At 40.0% G+C, this 17,903-nt stretch carries 12 protein-coding genes; 3 read left to right on the top strand and 9 right to left on the bottom strand.

Going from position 1 to position 17,903, the window contains the following annotated elements:
- Positions 1 to 197: 197 nt before the first annotated feature.
- From NSP_RS04905 to cofH, 4 genes are all read right to left on the bottom strand, one after another.
- Positions 198 to 3,992, bottom strand: a complete 3,795-nt coding sequence (locus NSP_RS04905; protein WP_231859535.1) for a class I SAM-dependent DNA methyltransferase — start codon at positions 3,990 to 3,992, stop codon at positions 198 to 200.
- 166 nt (positions 3,993 to 4,158) lie between these two features.
- Positions 4,159 to 5,658, bottom strand: a complete 1,500-nt coding sequence (locus NSP_RS04900) for a family 10 glycosylhydrolase (RefSeq protein ID WP_006198053.1) — start codon at positions 5,656 to 5,658, stop codon at positions 4,159 to 4,161.
- Between the two features lie 333 nt (positions 5,659 to 5,991).
- A complete protein-coding gene (gene psb27 / locus NSP_RS04895) occupies positions 5,992 to 6,390 on the bottom strand; it encodes a photosystem II protein Psb27 (RefSeq protein ID WP_006198052.1) in 399 nt (132 codons plus the stop codon).
- A 194-nt stretch (positions 6,391 to 6,584) separates the two neighbouring features.
- On the bottom strand, positions 6,585 to 7,727 hold the full coding sequence (gene cofH / locus NSP_RS04890; protein ID WP_006198051.1) for a 7,8-didemethyl-8-hydroxy-5-deazariboflavin synthase subunit CofH: 1,143 nt from the start codon (positions 7,725 to 7,727) through the stop codon (positions 6,585 to 6,587).
- A gap of 121 nt (positions 7,728 to 7,848) precedes the next feature.
- Here cofH and NSP_RS04885 point away from each other — a divergent pair, with 121 nt between their 5' ends.
- Positions 7,849 to 9,090, top strand: coding sequence for a glycosyltransferase (locus tag NSP_RS04885; protein ID WP_017803849.1), 1,242 nt, complete (start codon positions 7,849 to 7,851; stop codon positions 9,088 to 9,090).
- A 140-nt stretch (positions 9,091 to 9,230) separates the two neighbouring features.
- On the top strand, positions 9,231 to 10,943 hold the full coding sequence (locus NSP_RS04880) for a glycosyltransferase family 39 protein (RefSeq protein ID WP_017803848.1): 1,713 nt from the start codon (positions 9,231 to 9,233) through the stop codon (positions 10,941 to 10,943).
- On the opposite strand, the gene NSP_RS04875 is transcribed toward NSP_RS04880, so the two are convergent.
- Positions 10,944 to 11,549, bottom strand: a complete 606-nt coding sequence (locus tag NSP_RS04875; protein WP_017803847.1) for a DUF3318 domain-containing protein — start codon at positions 11,547 to 11,549, stop codon at positions 10,944 to 10,946.
- Positions 11,550 to 11,692: 143 nt separating this feature from the next.
- Between NSP_RS04875 and NSP_RS23890 the strand changes: the two genes are divergently transcribed.
- Positions 11,693 to 11,953: a hypothetical protein gene (locus tag NSP_RS23890; RefSeq protein ID WP_071839272.1), complete on the top strand. Its 261-nt coding sequence runs from the start codon at positions 11,693 to 11,695 to the stop codon at positions 11,951 to 11,953.
- Between the two features lie 67 nt (positions 11,954 to 12,020).
- On the opposite strand, the gene NSP_RS04870 is transcribed toward NSP_RS23890, so the two are convergent.
- The 4 genes from NSP_RS04870 to NSP_RS04855 form a co-directional block, all read right to left on the bottom strand.
- The gene (locus NSP_RS04870; protein WP_017803845.1) at positions 12,021 to 13,613 is read right to left on the bottom strand and encodes an iron uptake porin; all 1,593 of its coding nucleotides are present in this window, start codon (positions 13,611 to 13,613) and stop codon (positions 12,021 to 12,023) included.
- Positions 13,614 to 13,750: 137 nt separating this feature from the next.
- Positions 13,751 to 14,368 (bottom strand): Crp/Fnr family transcriptional regulator, encoded by a 618-nt coding sequence (locus tag NSP_RS04865; RefSeq protein ID WP_144360503.1) that lies wholly within the window; start codon positions 14,366 to 14,368, stop codon positions 13,751 to 13,753.
- Between the two features lie 1,042 nt (positions 14,369 to 15,410).
- Complete coding sequence (gene phoU, locus NSP_RS04860; protein WP_006196426.1) at positions 15,411 to 16,085, bottom strand: phosphate signaling complex protein PhoU; 675 nt, start codon at positions 16,083 to 16,085, stop codon at positions 15,411 to 15,413.
- A 440-nt stretch (positions 16,086 to 16,525) separates the two neighbouring features.
- Complete coding sequence (locus NSP_RS04855) at positions 16,526 to 17,881, bottom strand: sensor histidine kinase (RefSeq protein WP_006196425.1); 1,356 nt, start codon at positions 17,879 to 17,881, stop codon at positions 16,526 to 16,528.
- Positions 17,882 to 17,903: the final 22 nt, after the last annotated feature.

Here is a 17,903-nt window from a genome sequence, read left to right as displayed (position 1 = left end):
CCAATCAGGACTTACGCAAAATTATGAAAAAACGAACCACGTTCGCGCAGCGTCTCCCCTTGGGAGAAGGACACGAAGGACACGAAGGGAAGAGGTTTCAGAGAGTTCTTGCGTAAGTCCTACCAATTTGTAGGGTGGGTTAGCGTAGCGTAACCCACCATAAACTTAAGTGATAATCGTGGGTGACGCTGTTGAGTTTATCTATTGATTTTATCCTCAATAATTTGAATCTCTTCTGCTGTTAACCCGTAAAGTTGATAAACCAGTTGATCTATTTCTGCTTCTAATGCGGTTGTGTCTGCTTGGGTGTCTGATTTTTTGGCGGTGAGGATTTGCTCAACTAATTTTTCTAATAATATTCTCTGGGGTTCTGTAGCTTTGGCGATGGGTATTTGAGAAACATACATTGGCTTAAATTCAAAAAATCCACCCTGTTTAGATGCGGCTATTTGTTGAATGAACCACCACATTAAAGATGAGTTAAGAATTGCTAAAGTATAATTAATATTTTTTGGAATACAAATAGAGGTTTTATCGTTGCTGTAATACCCTGAAGAATCGGGAGCATATTCAACATTATTAATAATTGCAGGAATTATAATTTTAGGTTGTTTAAATTCTTCCCAGTAAATACAAGAGCGCAATTCCCAAAAGAATTTACCCTGGTCGCATCGCTTAATTAATGCTTCTCTAAATTGAGTAAGATGTTGATAAATTGCAGGATATGTGATAGCTAAAACTTTCTCTGCTTCTTTTTCCGGTTTATCAGACCAAGGATGTTTTTTATTTTCAGAAGATTCAATTTTGATGATATAGTGATTAGCAAATTCAACAGACCATCGCTTCACATCTCTTCCACGTAAGAAAGGTTTTAAAACTTCAGCAGAGGAGGGATGTTCGTTAATCAATTTATCACGAGTAGCTTGATCTATAACAAAAGCTTGATTAAATCCTGTTTTAATACCATAATAAAATTTGCCGTTTACATACTCTCCTAACGGCGTTCCAGCGTTTCTGATTTTACCTAACAAATCTATAATATCTAAAGATTCTAACCGCCAACCGTCAAGATTTAAATTTTCTTGTGAAATGCTCACACCTGACTGATTTAAAACCGTTGCAAATTGTGCAATATTTTCTTTCTTGGCTTTATCCCATGACAAAGCTTTGACTTGATTTTGATCAGATTTACAGTTACTTAATGTAATAATACTAGGATAGGCGATCGCTTCCTCAAAAACCGGAAAATCACCAAAATCAATTAAACTATGAATAGTTGTTGTATCTGTCAAAAGCTGACGTAACTTTTCACCATAACCAGCGCGAAAATATTTATTAGATGAAATATAAGTTAAATAACCTTTTGGCTTTAATAATTTTAAACCTAGCTCATAGAAATACACAAATAAATCTGCAATTCCTGTATAACATTGATAGGTTTGTTGCAAAATTGGCTTCAACTCCTTAATTTCTTCTTGTCTAATATAAGGAGGATTCCCAATCACCACATCAAAACCGACAAACTCCCCTTTGTTATCCAAAACTTCAGGAAATTCAAAACGCCATTCCAGCGAATTTTCATAAATCTTATCGTTTTCTATCTTATCAATCTTAGCTTTTAACTTGTCAATCTCATTATTTAACTTAGTAACTTTTTTCTCCCGTGTCTTTTTCTCAGCTTTGGTTTCCTCAAATAACAAAGTTTGATTTTCTAAATTATAAATCTCACCTTCTAAGCGTCTGATTTTAGTTTTATCGGGGTCACTTAGTCCCAGAGTCGTCTGAAAATTACCCTTAATATCTTCAATTAACTTTTCCATTTCCCGTTTCTGCTGTTTATTTTGAGCATTGCGGTAAGTTTCCACAGCATGGCGATAATTATTTATACTGTATTGTTTTTTATTTAAAGCTTGTCGTAAATCAGCATCCAACGCAAAACGACTAATTAAAGAATTACCGCATTTGATATTAATATCAATATTTGGTAGAGTTTCCAACTCTGTGTAATTACTATCAGCTTTATAATAAGCATTTTTTAACAGTTCAATCCATAACCGCAGACGACATATTTTTACAGAGTTGGGATTAATATCTACACCAAATAAACAATTTTCAATAATGGTCTGTTTTTCATGAAATAGCGTTTCTTGTATCCGTTGACTTTCCTTATTTTTAGGATTATACTCAAATAATTCACCATCATTATCAGTGATAACTAACTCATCATTTACCACTTCAACGTGATAATCTCTTAATGTTTTACCTGACCTATCGAGTAAAATCTTAAGTTCACTTTTAATGGCTATAATTTCATTGAGAGCGGAAACTAAAAAATGTCCTGAACCTACAGCCGGATCACAAATTTTTAAGCTGTTAATAATTTGATTAGCTTCTGGTTTATCGGATATTCTCTCATATAATTGCTCAATATCTTGACAATTCCAACCTTTAGCCTGATTAAACTTCTGCAAAACGGCTCGGCGAATTGTTTCACGACACATATACATGGTAATGAAACCAGGAGTAAAGAAGGAACCATCTTTATATCCGTTAATCTTCTCGAAAATTAAGCCAAGTACAGAAGCATTAATTAGTCTTTTGTTGTCTTCTTGAATTTCTTCGGAACCTTCGCTGCTGAAGTCGTAAGCGTTAAGAAATTCAAACAGGTATTGTAATGTGTTTAGTTCACCTGTGCGCTTTTTACCATTGCTGTCTTTTAAGACGCTGGAGGAGAAAATCTGCAAATTCTCATCTCTGAGGTTGCTGATAAATATTGTCACTTGTTCAATATCTGTTGGTTCAAATAGGGAACTATTCAAATAAGGAACATTGGTAAATATTTTTTGGAGACTTTCGCTTCTTTCACTGGGTTTACGTGCTAAGACGCTGAAGAAAAGACTGTTTAAATCATCGAAGTTTTTGATTTTTTCTAAATTTAAAAATCCTCTGGACTGATCATTTTTGTGATATTTAATTAATTGCGCTTCTAATAATTTCAGAAAAAGTATGCGATTAATCCAAGTGATTGATAATTCTAACCCAAGATTAAAAAGTTGGTCTTGGTAAGTTTCTCCAAATTGTTCTGGCTTTTTTAGGCGAGAAATTTTATCTAAACTATCAAGTTGCACAATTGCATTTTCAATCAGGGAACCTGAATTTCGTTCACCTGCTTTTTTTCGTTGAATGAGTTTTTTACTACCTTCTTTGGTTTCGGTCAAACCAATAATATGTAATAATTCGCTATAAAAACCTTTGTCAAGACTATTACTATCGTTAGCAAAGGGTAATTTTAATAAGTGTTCTGGTGAAAGTAATTTAAACAGCGCAATTAGTTGATGATCATTTTGCTGCTGTGACTGATTTAAAATTTCTGCGTAGTCTCGAATATCAAAATAGGTAAAAGGAATTGAGTCTTGAATTTGGGCTATGGCTGGTTGAGCTATTTCTTTATAGAAAAATTCTGTTTTTTTACTGGATAATCTCCCGGCTTCAAATTCGATAAATTGGTTTAAAAATGCTTTGTTTTCAATAAAGGCTTTTTCAAAAGTATTTGCGTCAAAAATGAACCATTCGTATATGTTAGTGGCGATTAAATATTTAATTTCTAGGTTTTTATTTGTAATGCGATCGCCTAAAAAATATAATACCAATTCCTGAAATGCTTTAGTATTTAAATTATCAACTTTGAGCATTTCGCCTTTGTTCGTTGGCTTTTTAGCTTCTAAAATTACACCAACATTACTTTGAGCATCTTTACCGTTATGAATAACAAGGTCATTACGTCCTTTTGTATTGATAAAATGATTGGGGCTATAATAAGTATTCTTTAAAAAATCGGCAATCAGATTTTTATGAAACTCTTCTGATTCAGCTTCGTTTATTTGCGCGAGGAGAGTAGACAGATGAGTTTTAAATAGGTCAATTTCAACTCTGTTGGGCTTAACTTTTAGGAATGCTTTATTTAAGGCTTGTCTGGGTTGAAGTTTATTCATTTGTCTGAACATTTATAGCAATTTAATATAACAGTTTAAAAACTTGCAAATTCACTAGAGAACATTTCTCAAGCTTCTACTAACCCCCCTACCTCTCCTTGTAGTTAAGAAACCCCACCCCTAACCCCTCCGGTGCAAGCGACGAGGGGAACTAGATTTTTGCACCTTAGCGAACGCGACAGAATTTGCGATCATTATCATGTTCAGGATTTTGCCAAGAATAAGCAAAATGGCTCACACCTTTTAATTGGGGAGTAGCTTGGCGCAGTGCTTGCATTTGGGCTTCTAGTGATGGACGATTACCCACTGATTTTCCCCAACTTCCTGCTAAAGCCGGAATAACTTTTGTTCCTGGTTGTGCAGCTTTCAAAACTCGTTGTACTTCCTGTACAATGCAACTAGCATTACCACAAGTAGAATAAGACATGGGATGCCATTCTAAAGAACTAGGAAACCTATCCCAAGGTTGCAAGCGGGAATCATAGCCTCGTCCGATAGCTTGATTACCATCTGGAAAAAACACTGCGCCGGAGGGTATTCCTTGTTGCTGGGGTGAGTAAGTACCTAATGCCACAAAATCTAAAATACCTTGCATGGCGTGAGCCACTGCTAGTTGCCATAATTGCACTTGTAACAGTGGTTGTCTGTCAGTTGCAGAGAGGATTGACTTTTGCTCTGGTTGAGGAATCCGACCTTGCCACATGGGTTCGTTTTCTTGAGGGTGAAGCCGATCTATTTCGTTGATATCCCCGGCTGTGATGTATCCCTTACCCACAAAACGCTGAATTAGTTCTCTTCCTTTGTTGTTCTGGGCGCGGTTAAATAAAGCTTGTTGAGTGGCTGGAGTAAATAGCCATAAGTCCGAAACTTTGGTAGCAATAGAATCTGTTCCGGCTTGTCGCGGATAGCGCACGTAGTCAAATAGAATTCCATCTGGGCGGCGGCGGACTACTTCCTGTACCATTTGATAGTAGTCGCGTTTGGCTTGTAAATTATAGGGGTCTATGAATAGTTGAGAACCGTTATCAGTGACGGATAGGCTGTTTTGACCTTTGCCATTGCGTGCGATCGCCTCTACCCGGTCTGGGCGTTGAGCGTAAGTATAGCCGAAATTGTTGGTAAACACCCAGGCGTAAACTTTTAAACCACGTTGCCGACCTTTTTCAATAGCCACAGACAGCAAATCGATGTTTTCGGCTCCGGCGGTGCGAACTACAGATGGCCAGACTGTGGGATTACTTCCTGCTGGTAATAATACCTGCCCATCTGAAAAAGCTTCTACATAAACTTGGTTATAGCCACGGTTGACAATTCGATCCATAATCTGGTCAATTGCTCCTGGCTGAATGTCACAGGGATATAAACGTAACCAAATCGCTTGGGTTTCTGGCCAAGTTTGATTACGGCAATTTTGCAAATCCTCTGCGTGTTGCTTCAAAAGTTGTTGGTAGCGTTTCTGAGCCTCTGGATTGCTTTGGAGTGCTGACAAACGTAAGTCTTCTTTGGCTTTTGCTGCTGCTGTGGTTAATTGGCAATATTCGGTTACTTGCGCCTGTGCTGCTGGGCTACCAAAGTAAGAAATAAACAAACTACTGGTAAAAACGGTAGCGAATAGACAGCGCCAAAATAAAATTGTTCTGGAAAGATTCAAAGGACAGTTAAACATACCTAAAAGTATAAGCACAAATCAATAATCAATCCTAATGCAAAAAAAATTTTAGCTACAGGTATAAAAAATTTTACTTGATCACTGAAAGTTTTGCAGCTTACATATTCAAGACTGCCAAAATTCTCTTTCTGTTGCCAGATTTTTTGATAAATTTTTTACAACAACTGCCTAATGCAGAGTTAAACTATTTTGGGAGTAATTTATACTCGACTTTTCTGGTGTTTTAAGTTTCATGCAATCAATTAATTGACAAGTAGTCAAGAGTCAACCGTCTAGAGTAAAAATTGAGGACTCTGGACTTTTGACCCTTAACAATCGAATTACCAATAGTTAAGCCCCACGCCTCAGCGCAGTTTCTACCCGTGCTAACTCTTGCTCTAGACGAGTTCTGAGCTTTTGGGGTACGGGACGATTTGGGTAAGAGCTGTAGTGTCCAGCTAGGGAGTTGAGAGCTGTTCGCATGGTTGTAAAGGAATTAAGACCGGAAACAGAGTTATCCCGTTGGTAGCGAGCCGAAAAATCGTTAATTTTTTGACGTGCTTCTGCTTGAATAGCGGCTCTGTCGGGTGAATCTGCTGTTAAATCCAGAGCTTGTTTCATAACATTGACTACAGCCAAGGTGTCTTGACGGTAATCCCCTGTCAAACTGTCTGAACTCTCAGAACAGCCCATGAGTCCAAGGGTGACAACCAAAACCAAGGCCAGTAGACGCGACCAATAGCGCTTCATATTTGTTCAGTGAATAAGAGGTAAATCAAGGTCTATCCTATCCTGGATTGGTATCCTGGGGATCATTTCGGTTGGGGAGTGGGGAGAAGAGGCAGGGGAGCAGGGAGCAGGGAGCAGGGGGGAGAAGAGGGTAACTTCCCAATGACTAATGACTAATGACCAATGACCAATGACTAATGACCAATGACCAATGACTAATGACTAATGACTTTTTGATAGAGAGTGTCGCGTTGTTGGTGGGGTCTTCCGAGAGAGGCGATCGCATTTTGTAGAGTTTCCACTTCCATACAAGTACCACCCAAAGCTCCTGCCATTGTGGTAATGTGTTCTTCCATTAATGTGCCGCCGATATCGTTGCAACCCCACAATAAAGCTTCCGTAGCACCAGCTAGCCCCAGTTTTACCCAACTTGGTTGATGGTTGGGGATGTAATTTCCCAAATAAATCCGCGCCACTGCTGTGAGTAATAGAGCATCATTTAATACTGGTTGGTCACGTCCGACACGACGGCGTAATGATTTCGGTGCTTCTTGTCCGACAAATGGTAATGGAATAAACTCGGTAATGCGCGCCGGATATCCCTGATTGATGGCAGTTTTTTGGAGCGATCGCAATTTTTCTAAATGCCCAATTTGTTGTTCTGGCGTTTCAATATGCCCCGATAGTATAGTGCTAGTAGTCGGTAAACCTAATTTATGGGCTGTACCTACAATTTCTAACCAAGTGGCTGTATCAATCTTTTCTGGACACAGTACCCGCCGCACTTGATCATCTAACACCTCAGCTGCTGTTCCTGGCATTGAGCCTACACCAGCATCCCGCAAAGCAGCAATTACATCAGCATATTCAATACCGTCAATTCTGGCGATAAATTCCACTTCTTGAGGCGAAAAAGCGTGTAAATGTATCTGGGGAAATTCCTGCTTGATGGTTTCTACTAACTTTAAGTAATAATCTAAAGACTTGCCGTTGATTTGCGCTTGTGGGTTTAATCCCCCCTGCATACAGATTTCCGTTGCGCCTCTTTGTACCGCATCTGTGGATTTTTCGAGAATTTGCGCCCAATCCAACCAGTAAGCACCAGCCTCACCGTCATCCCGGCGGAAAGCGCAAAAACTACAGTGTTGCTCACAGATATTAGTAAAGTTGATATTGCGGTTAATGACGTAAGTTACAGTATTGCCTGCTTGACTGTAGCGGAGTTTGTCAGCCGTAGTCCGAATGGCTGCGATCGCTTCTGGGTCAGTTTGTTTTAACAATACCACTCCATCGGCGGGAGATAAATCGTACCCCAAGAGGGCATGATCCAAAATACTATCAACAGTTGTACAGGGCATCAGTCATAACCAAGTTACTTTTACTATTTTGGCAGAAATTATTATTAATGTTCAGACTATCAGAATTGATTAAATTAATATTAATTAAAAACTATTTCATGTATAATCTCTACCGACCAATATGAATAAAAAAAATAATGTTTTGTTGTCAGAAACAATTACCCCATTACAAATTCCAGAACTACCCCCTGCCAACTTCGGATTTAATAGTGAACCCATCTATCTTTCACTTGTGATTCCCACTTACCAAGAGCGTGACAATATTGAAAAGATTGTCAAAATATTGAGTGAACTCCTCGATGAATCTATCCCTGGACAATACGAACTAATTGTAGTTGACGATGATAGCCCTGATCGCACTTGGGAAGTAGCACAATCCCTCATGGGGGAATATCCGCAATTGCAGGTAATGCGACGGGAACAAGAACGGGGGCTGTCTTCAGCTGTAATTCGGGGATGGCAAGTGGCAAAGGGTAGTATTCTAGGGGTGATTGACGGAGATTTACAGCATCCACCAGAAATATTAATCGAATTATTGTTTGCAATTAAACAGGGAGCAGATTTAGCAGTAGCTAGCCGTCATATAGATGGGGGTGGCGTTAGTAGTTGGAATATTATCAGGCGTTTTTTGTCCCGTGGCGCTCAAGTATTAGGATTAATTCTACTACCTGGAGTACTGGGCAGAGTTTCTGATCCTATGAGTGGTTATTTTATAGTGCGCCGCGCCTGTGTAGCAGGTGTCACTTTTAATCCCATAGGATACAAAATTCTTCTGGAGGTCATCGGGCGAGGAAATGTGGGCGAAATTGCTGAAGTTGGTTATGTATTCTGTGAGCGTCAACAAGGTGAAAGTAAGGTGACATGGAAGCAATATGTAGAATATTTACACCACTTAGTCCGTTTGCGCTTGTCTACGGGAGTGGTGGGACGAGTCAATAAAAAAATCGGTTTTCCCATTGGTAGATTCCTCCGCTTTGGATTGGTGGGACTCAGTGGGGTGTTTGTGGATATGACTATACTTTATTTACTCAGTGACCCCACTACTTTGGCTTTACCTTTAACGCGAAGTAAAATTATTGCCGGTGAAATAGCTATTTTTAATAATTTTTTGTGGAATGATGCTTGGACCTTTGCTGATGCCAGTAGAAACCAGAATGAATGGCATCAACGTCTGAAACGATTTGTGAAATTTAATTTAATTTGCCTTGGCGGATTAGTTTTAAATGTCTTGGTGTTAAATTTGGTGTTTAATTTAATTATTCGTAACAGATACATTGCTAATTTGATTGCGATCGCAGTTGCTACTATTTGGAATTTCTGGTTGAATTTAAAACTTAGCTGGCGTGTCACAGACGTGAAATAGGGGGATTCACATTGAACTTAAATCTCAAATGTGAGTCTAATCTATACAAATTGACTGGTTGCTGGTACGGCAATTAAAGTCTATCTTGGTTATTCGTTTTCTAGCTGCAACCAGCAAAAATTATGTTTGGCAATAAATAAATGTATTTGTATAATAATTGGCGTTCTATCGTTTCAACTCGCTGGTTTCATCCTTTACTGTTGCTGATTTGGTTAATCATCGGTATCAGCTTACGTTTAGCTAATTTGACGGCGAAACCTCCTTGGACTGATGAGTTTTCGACCTTGGTGTTTAGTTTGGGAAATAGTTTTTTACCAGTTCCTTTAGATCAAGCGATCGCACCTGATATTTTATTACAGCCACTGCAACCACAAGCAACTGCGAATATCTCAGACGTATGGACACACCTAAGTCAAGAAACTAACCATCCTCCGCTTTACTTTTTTCTCGCTCATCTGTGGATGCAGTTATTTCCGACACCAGGGGGTTTAGTTTCTTTATGGGGAGCGCGATCGCTCTCGGCTATTTTTGGCGCAGCTTCGATTCCTGCTATCTATGGCTTGGGCTGGTTAACTTTTCGCTCGCGACTGGTGAGTCATTTAGCTGCGGCCATGATCACAGTCTCACCCTTCGGTATCTTTCTCGCACAAGAAGCCCGTCATTACACTTTGGCTATTTTGTGGGTGATTGCTTCGGTTGCTTGTTTGGTAATTGCTACACGTCACATTCACAATCGGACTCCATTACCGATTTCTTTAGTATTTTCCTGGGTAGGAATTAATGCTTTGGGTATTGCGACTCATTATTTTTTCGCTCTTACTCTCTTGACAGAAGCTTTAGTGATCATGTTTCTAGCTTGGCATCAAAGACCGACTAGGGCGAAATTATCTCTTGTTTTTTCCCCGATTTGGCAGCGTATATATATAGTTGCTGCTGGTACTTTTGTGGCAGGATTAGTTTGGCTGCCTGTGTTTTTACAGAATAGCTATGGTAGTAAATTAACCGAATGGATTCAGCAACCACGAGTGGGATTGGCTTGGATTAGCCCAATTTTTCAAGCTTTTGCAGCCTGGCTCACCATGCTTTACTTACTACCAGTGGAAGCACCACAGCTAGCAATTGTCATTGCTTCTGGAATAGTAATGCTGATTTTCTTCATTTGGGCATTACCAATACTCATTCGTGGCTTCAAGGTGCAGTTACAGGAACCAGAAAATCGCTTCATGACTCAGGTATTGGCTGGTTTCGTTGTGGGGGCGATCGCTTTATTCTTTATTTTTACGTACTTTCTGGGCATTGATTTAACACGGGGCGCTCGTTACAACTTTGTCTACTTTCCCGCCGTCATGGTTTTATTAGGGGCAAGTCTAGCAGTTTGTTGGCGTGGTAGCAATAACAGATGGGGAATCACTGGCAAAAAAGCCGTCATACTCATTTGGCTGATGGGATTTTTTAGTGCTGTCACAGTTGTATGTAATCTCGGTTATCAGAAATACTACCGCCCTGACCTGTTTGTCCAACTTATTCAAAAAACATCTCAAATTCCCGTACTCATTGCTACTACCCATATAACTCATGTACACATTGGCGAAATGATGGGGGTAGCAAGGGAATTTAAAATGCAAAATTCACCCTCTCCATCTCCTTTGTTTCTTCTCGCTCATCAAGGCGAAAATCCCAACAGTGCTACTAAATCCCTAAATAATACCTTACAGGAGTTACCACGACCCTTTGATTTATGGTTAGTGAATTTTCAGGCTCCCATAGCCGAGGAAGTGGAAAAATGTGACTTAGAAGAAAAGAGTTTACCAGCAATCAATGGTTATGTATATGAACTTTATCACTGTAAATAATCATTTTTGATCACCTTTTGGGACACCTACTGGAGATAAACCAGCGATCGCCCGTAGGTTTTGGCAACGAATTAACTCGCTAAAATTCAAACTAGGATGTTTTTCAATGTGAGCGATCGCCTCAATAGCAGATAATAAATGCTCGGCGGCTTCAGTTTCCGAATAACCCCGGCGTTGGGCTATCCGCAGGGCTGCCAAATCGGCATTTAACTCTGATTGAGAAGATTGGTTAGTGCGCCAAATTCGCACCAAAGCGATCGCACTTAATCCCCCAGCCACAGCCACACCCACCACATCCGCCTCTGCTGACTCAACTAATCCCGCCAATAAACCCAGTAGAACCACACCTTGATAAATCTCAGGTTTAAACCACTTCACTCCCAGCAACCAGCTAACCTTCTGTAATAGTAATAAATCCCGTTGTGGTTTAGCCAAGCGCAACCACAAATCAAAATTAATATATATAGGGCGCTCCCGATTCCAAGGTAGGGGAAAAGTAGCATAAATTACCTTTGGCTGTTCCGGCTTGCTGACAATTTTCATCGTCATGCGACTAGAAGCCGGCATTACATCTAACAAACGGCGAACTTCAACCCTTGGCTCCATTAGAATAATTCGTAATTATCATCCAAAATCTTAACTCAGCGTACCTTTGCGCTAACTTAGCGTGACTCTGCGTTGAAAAATATATTCTATTACTGTGATAATACTACTTAAGTGCTTCACTACAAACTCCCAATTAAGATTACATGGACGCATTTGCTCCCATACCCCCTAAATGGACGAATCAGGCAGTTCACGCTTACGAGTTTTGCTGTCCTAGTTGTCACGCCAGTAGCCGTGAAGCTTTAGAAGTTTGGATAAATAGGCGATCGCCTGTAATCACAGAAAACCAGCGACGGAAATGGCAGGAATTTTACAATTGTCAATGTAGTTATGTTTGGTGGGCTTGGAGTAGCGATCGCCCACCAGTAGATATACCGAATCAACCAGATTATCATCCCAAATAGCGATCGTTTGCCAACAAAAAGCCCGCACCAAGGCGGGCTTTTAATTAACTTCTCACCAAAACCAGTCTTAGAAACTGAAAGTAGTACGTAAAGTACCTACATAAATGGTGTCGTTATCGCTATTGTGTTCAGGGTTGAAAATCACCAACAAACCAGGAGTGACAGCGATATTATCAGTGAGGCGCATCTTGTAGAGACCTTCTAAATGATAAGAGGTGTCTGGTTCCGATTCTACAGAACCACCAGTAACTTTCGGGGGTTGACCAAAGATAACGCCGAGTACGTTCCCTTCTCTACCAAAGTCTTTCACACCTAAGCTAGCAGCCCAGTAAAAAATCTCTGCATCAGCATCGGTAACTTCAGAATCTGCTGTGGTGTAACCAGCCCAACCACCTAATGTTAATTTAGAGCTAGGTTGGAAGGTAGCTTGTACACCATAGCTATTGGATGAGGTAGCAACATTACCAAAGGGTCTGCGAGCATTCACAGTTCCTGTACTACTTCCTGTGCTACCAAAAAGGTCTACGCCAGTCTGGCTATTTTGATAACTGCGAGCGTAGGTCAAACCTAAATTGAAAGCTTTGCTCGGCTTGAAAGCTAGCTGACCAAAGATGGTATTACTACCATCGAAAATTCCATTTTTATCACTGGGATCATTAGCTCCGGGTGCTAGGTAAGCTGCACTCAAACTTAAAGCTCCTTTAGGATTAAGTTGCACTGTCAAACCTGCACCACCAGAACCTTGGCGATAGATAGGGCTAAAACGTCCGTAGCGAGAAATAGCACCACCACCACTGCTCTTGAAGTCAGGATGGAAAACATCTACACCAGTTTCGTAGAATTCTGAACCAGTAGCATCGATCTGGACACGTATTGCATCACTCAGGTTGAAAGCGTAGTTAGCTTTATCAATTTCAACGTTGTTACCATTATCACCAGCAAAGCCTAAACGGGTCATTCTGGTTCCTGTAACATCACCATCCAATTGAGTGATATTAGCAGAACTCAAACGGACTTGCAACTTGTCTTTTCCGCTAAAGCTACTTTGTAAACTCAAACGAACCCGATTAGAGAAAGTAACATTATCTTGTATGTCACCACCACCTGCTCTTTCGTCACCAAAAGCACCAGCCAAAGCAAAGATAGCTTCACCCTTTAGCTTGGTGGTGGTAGAAAACTGATTCGCTTCCAATTCAGCAGTCCGAGCTTCTAAAGCATCTACACGACCGCGTAGGGTAGCCAATTCAGCCGAAAATTCTTCTTGCAAGCGCTGTAATGTAGCTAAATCTTGTCTAGTAATTCCATCGGCGGTTGCTGTCGCAATCAATTCATTAACTCGGTCTAAACAAGCATTCAAACCAGCTGCAAATTCATATCGAGTCAACGCACGGTTACCACGGTAAGTAGAATTGGGATAACCTGCGATACAACCATAACGCTCAACCAGAGACTGCAAAGCTTGAAACGCCCAGTCTGTAGGTTGCACATCCGAAAACTGAGAAACAGATGTTACCTGACCGATACTATCAGCCTCTTGGGTCAACTGAGCAATAGTTGTCACTTGTTCATTGACTTCAACCGCTAAGGCACTGTTAGCCGCAAACAATGTCGCAACAATGGCTGGACTAAACTTCAGAGCATTCCAAAGTATTTTTATCATGTTTTTAATCTCACTCACACCGAATAATTGACATCATGAAAAAACTTCACGCTTTTTCATCTGACCTGATTCACTTAAACTTTCAGTAATGAATATAGCAAAGCTTTGATGATTAACACAAGTCAATTATCATTATTTTATACTATATTTTTGATTAATTTATTTGGCGCAAGAAGAATAATTTGCCGCTTATAGCGTAATAAGGCTCCTTGTTCTTCAAACTGCTGTAGAAGCCGTGTTACAGTAACACGAGTTGTATTTAATACTTCGGATATTTCCTGATGTGTAATATTTAGGTCAATTAATTTACCCTGTTCCACATCACGTCCAAATTTTTCACTTAACCACAGCAAAAATTTCCCCAAACGTAACGACATCGGTTTCAGATGTACAATACTTAAAAGCTCTTCTGAATCTTGAATGTGCGACACAAAAGCATTAATATCTTTATACCACAGGTGAGGCGGTATAATGCTTACTTCTACGCTTGTCACGCATTCAATATGGTAGGGTTCAACTTTTGATAAAGAATAGCCAATCAGATCACCAGCACCCCAATAACCTAGGGTAATAAATATTCCTTCTTCACTCCAGGTTAAGGTACGAACTGCTCCACGTTCAATGCGCCACATTACATCCTTTTCAGGCGGAATTAGTTCTCTGCGGGTAAATAACCTTTGTGGTAATTCCCCACTGGGTTTAGTTCCATTCGATACATTAGATAAGTTAGGGGTGAGACTTGTGGAAGACATCATGCAAGTACTTGTAAAAGTGGAAATGAAGTTGGTCTGTGAATGAATCAATGGGAAAATCTCAAGAAAAAATTCAAAATCTAGGGTTGATATAGTTACATAATTAAAATTTGATTTTTTTAGATAAAGCTATAGTATTTTTGCAAAAAAAATTGGTTTTTCACATTGAAAAAATCAATGCGATATCTTAAATTACAATTTCAACCTCTAAGAAATACATTTTAAAATCCTTGCAGGGTAAGCATTTAAGCTTTTTAATTTAAATGTGTTTCTTTCATATTTTCCGTAAGCTACAACAGCACCCTTGGGAGGCTGATATTTAAATTTCCTACCTACAAAAACTCCTATTTTAGGATAAACATTCAGTCTTTAGAGTGGTTGAATACAGCCTAAACCACCAAGCTTAGTGAGGTAAAAAATCTTTAACTAAAGTGTAATTAACGAAGTTTTTTTAGTTTCAGATGCTTGAATTTGACAAAAATACGAGCTTTTCCTGGCTTTGTATAAACAAAAAAGCAGGTTTTTCTTTGACGAAGTGCTTGCTTGCTGGATTGTAGGATTTTTACCACAACCTGTGAGAGAAATAACGCACTTTTACTCTCCGCCATTAACAGCAACAAATACCTGGGTGTGATACTTGTTAGCTTAATTACATTTGATTTGTTAGTTGGTGAACTAAGAAACAATTTTTATCTTGTCTCTAGGTAGCTTAATTGACCAAGTTTAAGAAAAGGTAAACATTTGGCAAATTGTATGTTAGTTCACAAAATTTTTATGATTGTATTTTTGGAAAAAATAATTAAATTTACTTGGACTAAATATATAAAATGACTATATACAAGGGTATTAATACTGAAATTAGTTCATTTTTAATAAATATTGATGTATTTTTATGAATCGAATGAAAAAAAGGTTTTTGGCGGAGTGGGGTTAACAGCTAGTTAGTGTTTTACTAATTAAAAATTAACCCGCGCAGGCGGCCTTCCTATGGAAAGACGCAATATAGAGACGTTTCATGGAACGTCTCTACAGGGGTTTTGACATCTTAAAACCGTTGTCCGGTGACAATGTATGCTACTCTCTGACCAATATTAGTGGCATGGTCTGCCATACGTTCCAGACAACGAATTGCCAGTGCTAGCAGCAAAATTGGCTCCACTACTCCAGGTACATCCCGTTGCTGGGCTAAAGTCTGATAAACACGATCATAGGCATTATCTACAGCATCATCCAGGTGCTTTAAACCTCGTCCACCTACTTCATCCAAATCAGCTAAGGCTTTTAAACTCGTTGCTAGCATTGCTTGTCCATGATGAGACATATTTTCAATATCTGGTAAAGACGGATGAGAGGGGTAAGGAAAGATTTTAACAGCAATATGCCCTAAATCTTCAGCATAATCGCCAATGCGCTCTAAGTCTCGCACTAACTGCATAAAGGCACTTAAACAGCGTAAATCTTGAGCCGTAGGTGCTTGCAGAGTCATGATTGCTGTACAATCTGATTCTATTTGTCTATAAAAGCGATCAATTTTTTTATCTAATCGGGGAAGTTCCTCAGCTGCTGTTAAATCACGAGCAAATAACGCTTGGTGGCTGAGGCGAAACGATTGTTCTACCAAAGCTCCCATACGTAATACGTCCCGTTCTAAGCGTCTAATAGCACGTGCTAACTGGGGATTTTTAGGGTTGGAATTGTGATCATACAAGGCAGCTTCCACACTTATAGTCTTAAAGGTGAAGATATTCTTAACTTTGACACTCTCCGACCTGAAGGTGCGGAGATTCTTGGTTCAACGAGTCCACTTAGACTAGATCCCTTGCGGTGTCTAGCCCAGAGGTGGTTCTCTCCCCAAGCGTTAACTTTCGGTATGCCCTACCGTAGTTGGATTACTCCAAGAATTTGTTTGGTTGAATTCTGTGTCGTCTAGTTCCCATGAAAATTTTACCTATTCCTGGGTAAGAAACTAAAACTATGGAATAGAACCCCATATTTTCAATTGTCAAGGTACAGATTGCCGTTAAGCAGTGTAGGGTTTTTAATGTGGTTGATTACCCCTCCACATTGTCAATTTTACCATATTGAATCACGGCTTGGTTTACCCTGTATCGTGGTTTTCATCCCCGCACCTATTGCACGTAATACGCAACTGCGTTGCTGTTACTCCGGGTTTTTCAACCTACCATTGTTATAATCTCGGCTGCGGGAGTTTGCCATAACTTCAGGAAGTTGAAGTTGCATCCAAGCTCCACCAGTTTCTGGATTGTTCATAGCTTTGATGGAACCGCCGTGGGCGACAATAATTTGCCGGACGATGGCTAAACCTAAACCATTACCCACAATTGTCCCCAGAGAATTATTTTCTGGTAATGAGGAATGAGTACGCGCTTTATCTCCCCGGTAAAATCGCTCAAAAATATAAGGTAAATCTGCTTCGGAAAAGCCTAGTCCCGAATCAATAAGATTTATTTCCAAAACAGTGACAGCGCGATCGCTATTATTAGTATCTTGTGCAGATAAGATTTTTGCTTGGATTTGAATAGTCGTACCCGGAGGACTGTATTTGATACTATTATCCAGCAAGTTGAGGAAAACTTGATACAATCGGGCGGGGTCGGCTTTAATCCACAGATTTTCTGGCCCAGAATAGTCAATAGAGAGATGTTGCTTTTGCGTTAATGGTTCTAATGTTTCCCAAACAGACGCAATCAGCGATCGCACTTCCAAAACTTCTAGATGTAATTGCATCGTGGGATTTGCTTCCATTTGGGTCAGTTCCAACCAGCTTTGCACCAAGTTAATTAGCCGATCCACTTCCTGCATTAGCCGATTCACCCAACGACTTAAGGGCGGATCGAGGCGGTTTTGTAAAGTTTCCACAACCAAACGAATGGAAGTCAATGGCGTTCTCAGTTCGTGGGCTAGATCAGAAAAAGAGCGATCGCGTTCTTGATTCATATTCAGCAAAGGTTGGCGATTTTCTAAGAAAACCCCTACTTGTCCGTTGGGTAAAGGTAAACTAGATCCTCGCAAACTCAGTGATTTCACAGTTGGCATCTGTAGCGCATCATCACAAGATGGGTGAAATACCCACTCCCTTGTCTGTGGTTTCTGCTCATCACGAGTTTGTTCAACTAAATGGTCAAGTTCATAAGACCGCACCAACTCCAGCAACAAGCGCACCTGTCCTGCTTGCCATCTTTGTAGATACAATATTTCTCGTGCTTGCTGATTGCACCACAGCAATTGATTTTCTTCATCGACCTGCAAATATCCCAGGGGTGCAAAATCGAGTAAGTCTTGGTAGGTTTGTAGTGACTGTTGCAAATCTTGTCGCTGCTGCTTAACTGTTGCTATTTCACGCTGCAAACGAGGTATGAGCGGTAGCACAATTTTAGAAGAACCAGAGCTTAACGGTTGCAGTACGCGCCCCAAGTAGCGCCTTAATTGAACCTGTTGCCAAATCCAAAACCCAATACCTACCGCTAAACCCAAAAAAAATCCCAATAAGAGCATGAGAATGTGAGTTGTTAGTTGC

Source organism: Nodularia spumigena CCY9414 (assembly GCF_000340565.2).
GTDB lineage: Bacteria > Cyanobacteriota > Cyanobacteriia > Cyanobacteriales > Nostocaceae > Nodularia > Nodularia spumigena.
Note: the sequence above shows the minus strand (reverse complement) of the source record. Positions and strands in the feature narration are given on the sequence as shown.